The organism is Kitasatospora sp. NPDC001261, assembly GCF_042896795.1.
Taxonomy (GTDB): domain Bacteria; phylum Actinomycetota; class Actinomycetes; order Streptomycetales; family Streptomycetaceae; genus Kitasatospora.
In genome coordinates this window covers 322668-331815 of record NZ_JBIAXP010000004.1, presented here as the reverse complement: position 1 = coordinate 331815, position 9148 = coordinate 322668, and the positions used below count along the sequence as shown (strand labels likewise).

Below are 9148 nucleotides of genomic sequence, written 5' to 3'. Positions count from 1 at the left end.
TTTAAACACCACGGGGGTACCCACCCAGTGGCCCCCCCGGGGGGCCGCCCCCCCCCGCCCCGCGCCCCGCCCCCCCCCGCCCCCCCGGGGGGGCCCCCCCCGCCCCCGGGGCGCCACGGCAGCGCCGTTTCCGGCTCCCATAATGGAGGCCGGTTCAGCGGGTCGGGCGGCGGGGGCGGGCACGTGCAGGACGGGCAGGTCAGGAACGGCATCTACGGCAGCGCCACCGTGCACGGCAGCGTGCAGCAGGCCCGGCAGATGACCTTCCACCAGTACGCGGCGCCGGCCGCCCCGGTGGAGTGGCCGGTGGTGATCGGGCGGATCCCGCCGAAGGCGACGGCCTTCCAGCCCCGCGAGGAGTTGCGACGGGAGATCGACGCGGCTCGGGGGCAGTACGGGACGGTCGTGCTCAGCCAGGTGCTGGCAGGCGGCGGGGGCGTCGGGAAGTCCCAACTCGCGGCGCACTACGCACGCGAGGCCGTCGAGACCGGCACCGACCTGGTGCTGTGGGCCGACGCCGCCGAGCCCTCCGCCGTCACCGACCTGTACGCCCGAGCCGCCGTGGAACTGCGCGTACCCGGAGCGAACGGCGAGGCCGAACAGGACGCCGAGCGCTTCCTGGCCTGGCTCGCCGCCACCGAGCGCGGCTGGCTGATCGTCCTCGACAACACCACCGAGCACACCCCCGAACAGCTGTGGCCCGTCACCAGCCGGGGCGGACGGGGCCGGGTCATCGCCACCACCCGCCACCGGGGCGCCGCCAGCACCGGCGGCGACCGGACGCTCATCGACGTCAGCACCTACTCCCCCGCCGAGTCGGCCGCCTACCTGGGTGAGCGGCTGGAGCGGGCGAAGTGCACCCGATTCCTCGACGCGCATGCGGAGGAGCTGGCCGAGGAACTGGGCCACCTGCCGCTCGCTCTGGCCCACGCCGCCGCCTACATGGTCAACACCCGCCGCAGCTGCGGCCGTTACCTCGAACTCTTCCGCGACCGATCGCGCAATCTGGACGCCGTCCTCCCAGCCCGCACCGGCGCCGACGGCTACCGGGGCCCGGTGACGGCGGCGCTACTCCTGGCCCTGGACGCGGCCACGCTGGAGCAACCGATCGGCCTCGCCGGGCCCGTCCTCCACCTGACCGCACTACTGGACCCGGCCGGCCATCCGGAACAACTGTGGAACACCGAGGCAGTGCTCCACCACCTCAGTGCCATTCACGGCAGGCCAGTCACGGCCAACGACGCGTTGGACGCGCTCGCGGTGTTGCACAACTACAGCCTGGTCACTCTGACGGATACCCCGAACCGCGAGGTGACCCTCCACGCGCTGACCGCCCGGGCCGCCCTCGATACCGGTCCTGATGCAGCACAAGCAGGCCTCGCGCTCGCCGATGCCCTGGTCGAACTGTGGCCAAGTGAGGATTACGGCCTGCAAGGCCTGGCCGCAACGCTCCGTGCCAACACCGACGTGCTCGCCGGACACCAGACCATCAACCTGATTCAACGGCCGCAGGGGATTCACATGCTTCTGTTCCGCTGCGGCACCAGCCTCGTCAATGCGGGTTTGTACGCCACAAGCATGGAGTACTGGGGCAATCTCTCTGCCGCAGGCGAGCGATTCCTGGGCATCAATCACCGTGACACTCTCAGTGCCCGCGGCAACCTCGCACAGTCCTGTTGGGAGGCCGGACGCACCGACGAGGCGATGAGCCTTCAAGAGCAGGTTCTTACCGACCTCCAGCGCCACTACGACTCTCACCACCCCGCCGTCGTTCTGGCCCGCAACAACCTCGCCGCCACGTACTCCGGCGCCGGACGCATCGAGGACGCCATCAGCCTCCAGGAACAGGTTCTTACCGACCTCCTATTCGTCCTTGGCACCGACCACCCTTACACCCTCATGGCGATCAATAACCTCGCCGCCAGCTATCTGGATACTGGACACATCGACAACGCTGTCAGGCTCCAGGAACAGGTCCTCGCCGACCGCCAACGCGTCCTCGGCACCGGCCATCCCCATACCCTGATGACGAGCAATAACCTTGGCATTGTCTATTGGCGTGCTGGACGCCTGGATCAAGCGACGACAATGCTCCGCCAGGCAGTAGAGGGTCTCGACCGTATTCTTGGACCGGACCATCCAGACACCATGCTGGCGAGGAAGAACATGCTCCTGGTCGCCCAACATCCTCAGCCCGAGGCCGCCCACGACAGCAGCACCCGCAGCCCGTCGTCCGAGGCCGAGCCCGGGTCGGCGGTGTAGGTGACCAGCGCCTGTCCGGAGTCGTCGGCGGGCCGCAGCGTGTCGTAGGCGAGGTCGAGCGTCCCGGCGAGGGGGTGGCGGAAGGACTTCCGGCCGGAGGTCTTGTCGGCGACCGGGTGGTCGGCCCACATCTGGCGGAACTCCTCGCTGCCGAGGCAGAGTTGACCGACCAGTTCGGCGAGCAGGGGGTCGTCGGGGCGGCGGCCGGCTTCGAGGTGGAGGAAGGCGACGTTCTCGCGTGCGCAGCCCGCCCAGTCGGCGTAGAGCTCGCGGGAGGCGGGGTCGAGGAAGGTGATGCGGGCGATGTTGCGGTCCTCGACGGGCAGGGCGCCGTAGTCGCCGAACAGGGCGACGGCGGCGCGGTTCCAGGCCAGGATGTCCATCCGGTGGCCCATCACCACGGCGGGGGTGTGGTGGAGCTGTTCCAGCAGGTGCAGCAGGGAGGGGCGCGGCTGCTGGCGGACGGCGGGGCGGCGGCGCGGCCTGGGCGTGGGACGGGCGAGGCGGTGGAGGTGGCCGGACTCGTCGGGGGCGAGGCGCAGGGCGCGGGCGACGGCGTCGAGGACGGCGTCGGACGGGTTGCCGACGCGGCCCTGTTCGAGGCGGGTGTAGTAGTCGACGCTGACGCCGGCGAGGTGGGCGAGTTCCTCGCGGCGCAAGCCGGCGACGCGGCGGCGGCCGCCGTAGTCGGGGAGGTCGACGTCCTCGGGGCGCAGGCCGGCTCGGCGGGTGCGGAGGAATTCGCTCAGGGCGCTGCTCGGGTTCACGTCCTGGATTCTCACCCGGACGGGTGCCGCCGTGCCTGGTCCTGCCAGGACCAGGCACGAAGAGGCACTCAGCCGGTCAGCGACGGGAACGCCGGGACGAGCCCGCCGTCGATCACGACGTCCTGACCGGTGATGTACGAGGAGCGCTCGGAGAGCAGGAAGGCGACCGTCTCCGCGACGTCCTCGGCGGTGCCCAGCCGGCCGAGCGGGACGTGGCGGCGGATCGGCTCGTGGTCGGCCGGGTCGGGGACGGCCGCGTGGAACATCTCGGTGACGATGTAGCCGGGGCTGACCGAGTTGACCCGGATGCCGCGCCCGGCCAGTTCGCTCGCGAGGGTGCGGGCGAGGCTGAGGACGGCGGCCTTGCTGGCGGCGTAGACGGCGGCGCCGGGCAGGCCGCGGTGGGGGGTCCAAGAGGCGTTGAGGACGACCGATCCGCCGCCGGCGGCGTCCAGCAGCGGCAGGGCGTGCTGGACGGTGAAGAACACGCCCTTGAGGTTGGTGGCGACGATCCGGTCGAACTCGGCCTCCGCGACCTCGCCGACCGGTTGGAAGCCGGCCACGCCCGCGTTGGCGAAGACCCCGTCGAGGCGGCCGTACCGCTCACTCACGGTGTCGGCCAGCCGGGCGAGGTCGGCGGGTACGGAGGCGTCGGCGTGGACGGTGAGCAGCCGGTCGCCGGCGTCGAGGCGGGCCGCGGCGCGGGCGAGCCGGTCCTCGTCGCGGCCGGTGACGACGACCCGGGCGCCGGTGCCGAGGAGGTGGCGGGCGGTGGCGAAGCCCATGCCGCTGGTGCCGCCGGTGACGAGGACGGCGGGGGTGGTGGCGTCGGAGGAGATGTTGTTCATGGCGTCCACCCTCGTGACCGGCGCCGGGCCGGCACCAGGCCCGGTCCGACCGTGGGTCCCGGAGGACCACCCTCCGAAAGACACCTCTGAAGAACGGCTCCGGAAAACCGCCCTCCCGACCGGGAATCGGAGAGATCACCGGGTGGTTGGGCCAAGGCGACGGTCCACTACGGCACTCGCGAAGAAGGACTTCCCATGAAGATCGGCATCATCGGCGCGGGCAACATCGGCGGCAACCTGACGCGGCGGCTGACCGCGCTGGGGCATGAGGTGGCGGTGGCGAACTCCCGCGGCCCGGAGACGCTCAAGGCGCTGGTCGACGAGACCGGGGCGACGGCGGTGACGGTCCCCGAGGCCGCCCGCGGGGCACAGGTGGTGGTGGTGACGGTGCCGCTGAAGAACGTGCCGGACCTGCCCGCCGGGCTGCTGGACGGCGCCGCCGAGGGCGTCGCGGTGATCGACACCGGCAACTACTACCCGAAGGAGCGCGACGGCCGGATCGACGCGATCGAGGACGGCGGGCTCACCGAGAGCCGGTGGACGGAGCAGCACATCGGGCACCGGGTGGTGAAGGTGTTCAACGGCACCTACGCCCAGGACCTGCTGGAGCGTCCGCGCCCGGCGGGCGACCCGGAGCGGCTGGCCGTGCCGGTCGCCTCGGACGACGAGGCGGCCAAGCGGGTGGTCCGGGCGCTGGTCGACGAGTTGGGCTTCGACACCGTGGACGCGGGCGGCATCGACGAGTCCTGGCGCCAGCAGCCGGCCACCCCGGTGTACGGGCTGCGCGCCGGTGTCGAGGCGGTCACCCGGGCGCTCGCGGAGGCGTCTCCGGAGCGCCCGGCGGCCCACAAGGCCTGACCCCGCCGAAGGAGGCGGAGCCGGCAGTTCACCGGAGCCGGCGCGCCCCCTCCGCCGGGACGGCGGTGAGGGTGCGCGGCTCCGCGTACCCGGCCGCGCGGAACGCGGCGGTGACCTCGGCGGCGACGTGTCCGGCCGCGTCCGCGTCCACCAGGGCGATGACCGAGCCGCCGAAGCCGCCGCCGGTCATCCGCGCGCCGTGGGCGCCGGCGGCCACGGCGGCCTCGACGGCGAGGTCGGTCTCCGGGCAGGAGACCCGGTAGTCGTCGCGCAGCGAGGCGTGTCCGGCGGTGAGGATCGGGCCGAGCGCGGCGGGGTCGCCGGCGTCCAGAAGGGCGACGGCGGCCTCCACCCGGGCGTTCTCGGTGACCACGTGCCGCACCAACGGGACCAGATCCGGCGGGAGTTGGGCGAGTGCGTCGGCCAGCCCGGACGGCTGGAGCGAGCGCAGCGCGGGCAGCCCGAGCAGGGCGGCGGCCCGTTCGCAGCCGGCCCGCAGCGCGGCGTAGGCGCCGTCGCCGAGGTCGTGCTTCACCCGGGTGTCCAGGACCAGCAGGGCGAGGCCCGCGCCCGCCAGGTCGACGGGCACCTGACGCATCGTCAGATCCCGGCTGTCCAGGAACAGCGCGGCCCCGGGGCGGCAGCACATGGAGGCCATCTGGTCCATGATCCCGCAGGGCACGCCGACGAAGGCGTTCTCGGCCCGCTGTGCGAGCACCGCCAGTTCGGCGGCCGAAAGGCCCAGCCCGTACAGGTCGTTGTAGGCGGCGGCGACGACGCACTCCAGTGCGGCGGAGGAGGACAGCCCGGCGCCGCTGGGCACGTCGCTGTCCAGCCGGAGGTCCGCCCCGCCGACCGGGTGCCCGGCCTCGCGCAGCGCCCAGACCACCCCGGCCGGGTAGCCGGCCCAGCCGGGCACGGAGCCCGGCGCGAGGTCGTCGACCGGGAGCGCGACGAGTTCCCGGCCCTGGGCGGACCAGAGCCGCAGCAGTCCGTCCCCGCTGCGGGCGGCCTGGGCGCGGACGGTCTGCGGCAGGGCGATCGGGAGGACGAACCCGAGGTTGTAGTCGGTGTGTTCGCCGATCAGGTTCACCCGGCCGGGGGCGGCCCACTCCCCCTCGGACGGACGGCCGTACAGCTGCGCGAAGTCGTTCATGCGGTGGCCTCCCGCAGCCGGCGGGCCGCGTGCTCGGGGGTGACGTCGTTGACGAAGGCGTCCATGCCGGACTCCACCCCGGCCAGGTACTTGAGCTTGTCGGCGGTGCGGCGGATGGTGAACAGCTCCAGGTGCAGGGCGAGTTCGTCCCGCTGATCGGCGGGGGCCTGGTGCCAGGCGGAGATGTACGGGGTGCGGCCGGTGCCGAAGAGCCGGTCGAAGCGGCGCAGCAACTCCAGGTAGAGGGTGGGGAATTCGTCCCGCTGGTCGGCGTCCAGCGCGGTCAGGTCGGGCACCCGGCGGTGCGGGTACAGGTGCACCTCGTACGGCCAGCGGGCGGCGAAGGGGACGAAGGCCGTCCAGTGCGTCCCGGCGAGGACGACGCGCTCGCCGTGGGCGCGTTCGGCGGCGAGCAGGTCGTCGAAGAGGTTGCGGCCGGCGGTGGCGCGGTGCTCGGCGGCGCGGGCGGCCATCCGGGCGGTGCGCGGCGCGGTGAAGGGCAGGGCGTAGATCTGGCCGTGCGGGTGGGCGAGGGTGACGCCGATCTCGGCGCCCCGGTTCTCGAAGCAGTAGACCTGCCGCACGCCGGGCAGGGCGGAGAGTTCGGCGGTGCGGTCGGTCCAGGCGTCCAGGACCAGCCGGGCCCGCTCGGGGGTGAGGTCGGCGAAGGAGGCCTCGTGGTCGGCGGTGAAGCAGACCACCTCGCAGCGCCCGGCGCCGGGGCCGCTGGTCCACAGGCCCTCGGCGGCCCGGACGGGCTCCGCGGGCGGGCCGGCCAGCGAGGGGAAGCGGTTCTCGAAGACGGCCACCTGGTAGTCCGCGGCCGGGATCTCGCTGTGCCGCCCGTCCCGGGACGGGCAGAGCGGGCACTCCTCGGGCGGCGGCTGGTAGGTGCGCGCCTGGCGGTGGGCCGCGATGGTGACCCAGTCGCCGGTGGCCGGGTCGAGCCGGACCTCGGAGCCGGGGGCCTGCGGGTCGAGCGGCCGTTCGTCCACGGCGTCGCGGCGGGCGGCCGTGCCGCCCTCGCAGGCCGTGCCACCAGCGCAGGCCGCACCGCCGTCACAGGCGGCGTCGCAGGCCGCGCCGCCGTCACAGGCGGCGTCGCAGGCCGCGCCGCTGTCGTAGTAGATCAGTTGCCGACCGTCCGCGAGGGTGGTCACGGTCCTGACGGTGGGCTGGGTCAGGGACGTCCCGGGCATGGCCCTTCTTCCTCTGAGCTCTGAGTGGAACACCGGAATCAACAGAAAGCTACAATCTCAAACATTATCCACCAGGACCACGCACCAGACGTGGTCGAAGGAGGCCTCCCGATGGCTGACAGCGCCCAACCGCTCGCCGGACAGCGCCGCGTGCTGATCCTGGAGCGGATCCGCGCGCGCGGCGGGGTCCGGGTCACCGAACTGGTCCGCGACCTCGGGGTCTCGGACATGACGGTCCGGCGCGACCTGGACGCGCTGGCCCGCCGCGGCCTGGTGCACAAGGTGCACGGCGGCGCGGTCCGGGTCGAGGCGCCGGCCACCGGCGAGCCCGGGTTCGAGGCCAAGGCGCACTGGGAGCTGCCCGCCAAGGAGGCGATCGCCCGGGCCGCCGCCGCACTCGTACCGCCGGGCTCGGCGGTCGGGCTGGCCGGCGGGACGACCACCTACGCGGTCGCCCGGCGGCTGCGCGCGGTCGAGGGCCTCACCGTGGTGACCAACTCGCTGCGGATCGCCGAGCTGCTGGAACAGCCCGCCGAGGACGGCACCCCGTCCACCGCCACGGTGATCCGCACCGGCGGTGTGCGGACCCCCTCGGACGCGCTGGTCGGGCCGGTGGCCGACCAGGCGATCCGCTCCCTGCACGTCAACCTGCTGGTCCTGGGCTGCCACGGCCTCTCCCCCGAGGCCGGGCTGACCACCCCGAACCTGGCCGAGGCGGAGACCAACCGCGCCTTCCTCCGCTCGGCCCGCCGGGTGGTCGTGGTGGCCGACCACACCAAGTGGAACGCGGTCGGCCTGGCCTCCTTCGCCGACCTGGACCAGCTGGACGTCCTGGTCACCGACGACGCCCTGCCCGCCGAGCAGCGGGCGGCCGCCGCCAGACTGGTCGGCGAGCTGATCGTGGCCGCGACGGCGGACCACACGGGCCGAACCGGCTGACGGATCCGAAGGATTCAGCCGGGCCGGCCCGAACTCCCCCGCACCACCAGCTCGGTGGGCATTTCCAGCCCCTCCCCCGCCGCCGTCTCCCCGCGCACCTGGTCCAGCAGCCGGCCGACCAGCGCCGTGGCGATCGCCCGCAGCGGCAGCCGGACCGAGGTCAGCGCGGGGTGGAGGTGGCGGCAGAGCGGCGTGTCGTGGAACCCGGTGACGGCCACCCCGCCGGGCCCGACCACCAGCCCCTCCGCCCGGACCGCCTCGTACACGTCCAGCGCCAGCAGGTCGCTGCCGGCCGCGAAGGCGGTGGGCCGGTCGGGCCCGCGCAGCAGCGCCCGTACGGAGGCCACCACGGAACCCGCGGCGGCCGTACCGGAACTCCCCGCCCCGGAAGCCCCCACCGCCACCGCGGACAGGCCCAACCGGCGTGCCTCGGCCAGGAATCCGGCCCGCCGCGCCGCCATCCAGGGCAGCTCCTCGGCGTCCCCGAGGTAGCCGATCCGGCGGTGGCCGAGCGCCGCGAGGTGCCGCACCACCTCGGCCATCGCCGCCTCGTTGCCGATGTCCACCCAGCGCTGGGGCTCGCCGGGCCCGGTCCGGCCGAAGCTGGCGAACGGGACGCCGAGCCGGGCCGCGTGGGCGATCCGGACGTCCTCGTGCAGGACGTCCGCCAGCACCAGTCCGTCCACCTGACGGGCCGCCACCAGTTCGTCGATGGCGGCCACCGGGTCGGCCGCGCCCTGCCCCGGTCGGAACAGCAGCACCCGCTGCCCCGCCGCCCCGGCCGCGTCGACCAGGGCCTCCAGGAAGCCGGCCATCAGCGGGTTGGGGTCGAGCGGGTCGTCCACCGGGGCGAGGTAGCCGAGGGTGCGCCGGGCGCCGCTGCGCAGCGAGCGGGCCGACTGGTCGGGCTGGTACCCGAGTTCGCGGATCGCCGCGTTCACCCGGTCCAGCGTCTCCGGGCGGACCCGCCGCGGCGCGTTGAGCGCGTTGGAGACGGTCTGCCGGGAGACCCCGGCCGCCCGGGCGACCTCCTCGATCGTGGTGGCGCCGCGGCGCGGCCGGTGCGGTCCCTCGGGCATGCGGTTCTCCAGACGTGGTCGGTGCGCGGAGCGGGCCGGG

At 73.9% G+C, this 9148-nt stretch carries 8 protein-coding genes; 3 read left to right on the top strand and 5 right to left on the bottom strand.

Annotated elements, in window-relative coordinates; all coding sequences use genetic code 11:
* The first annotated feature begins 183 nt into the window (after positions 1-183).
* Positions 184-2262 carry a tetratricopeptide repeat protein gene (locus ACFY4B_RS08385; RefSeq protein ID WP_387966903.1) on the top strand — a complete coding sequence of 693 codons (2079 nt, stop codon included), beginning with the start codon at positions 184-186 and terminating at the stop codon, positions 2260-2262.
* Here the strand turns inward: ACFY4B_RS08385 and ACFY4B_RS08380 are convergent.
* Both ACFY4B_RS08380 and ACFY4B_RS08375 read right to left on the bottom strand, forming a co-directional pair.
* Positions 2190-3029, bottom strand: a complete 840-nt coding sequence (locus tag ACFY4B_RS08380) for a helix-turn-helix domain-containing protein (protein WP_234348310.1) — start codon at positions 3027-3029, stop codon at positions 2190-2192. The genes ACFY4B_RS08385 and ACFY4B_RS08380 overlap by 73 nt on opposite strands.
* A 68-nt stretch (positions 3030-3097) precedes the next feature.
* Positions 3098-3877 carry an SDR family NAD(P)-dependent oxidoreductase gene (locus tag ACFY4B_RS08375; protein ID WP_387966902.1) on the bottom strand — a complete coding sequence of 260 codons (780 nt, stop codon included), beginning with the start codon at positions 3875-3877 and terminating at the stop codon, positions 3098-3100.
* 195 nt (positions 3878-4072) lie between these two features.
* On the opposite strand from ACFY4B_RS08375, the gene ACFY4B_RS08370 reads away from it, so the two are divergent.
* Positions 4073-4735: an NADPH-dependent F420 reductase gene (locus ACFY4B_RS08370; RefSeq protein WP_049650753.1), complete on the top strand. Its 663-nt coding sequence runs from the start codon at positions 4073-4075 to the stop codon at positions 4733-4735.
* A 28-nt stretch (positions 4736-4763) separates the two neighbouring features.
* On the opposite strand, the gene galK is transcribed toward ACFY4B_RS08370, so the two are convergent.
* Positions 4764-5891 carry a galactokinase gene (galK, locus tag ACFY4B_RS08365; RefSeq protein WP_387966901.1) on the bottom strand — a complete coding sequence of 376 codons (1128 nt, stop codon included), beginning with the start codon at positions 5889-5891 and terminating at the stop codon, positions 4764-4766.
* Positions 5888-7090, bottom strand: a complete 1203-nt coding sequence (galT, locus tag ACFY4B_RS08360; protein ID WP_387966900.1) for a galactose-1-phosphate uridylyltransferase — start codon at positions 7088-7090, stop codon at positions 5888-5890. Before galT ends, galK begins: the two co-directional genes overlap by 4 nt.
* Positions 7091-7201: 111 nt before the next feature.
* On the opposite strand from galT, the gene ACFY4B_RS08355 reads away from it, so the two are divergent.
* Positions 7202-8029 carry a DeoR/GlpR family DNA-binding transcription regulator gene (locus tag ACFY4B_RS08355; protein ID WP_387966899.1) on the top strand — a complete coding sequence of 276 codons (828 nt, stop codon included), beginning with the start codon at positions 7202-7204 and terminating at the stop codon, positions 8027-8029.
* Between the two features lie 14 nt (positions 8030-8043).
* Here the strand turns inward: ACFY4B_RS08355 and ACFY4B_RS08350 are convergent, their stop codons facing one another.
* Positions 8044-9108 carry a LacI family DNA-binding transcriptional regulator gene (locus ACFY4B_RS08350; protein ID WP_387966898.1) on the bottom strand — a complete coding sequence of 355 codons (1065 nt, stop codon included), beginning with the start codon at positions 9106-9108 and terminating at the stop codon, positions 8044-8046.
* Positions 9109-9148 lie beyond the last annotated feature (40 nt).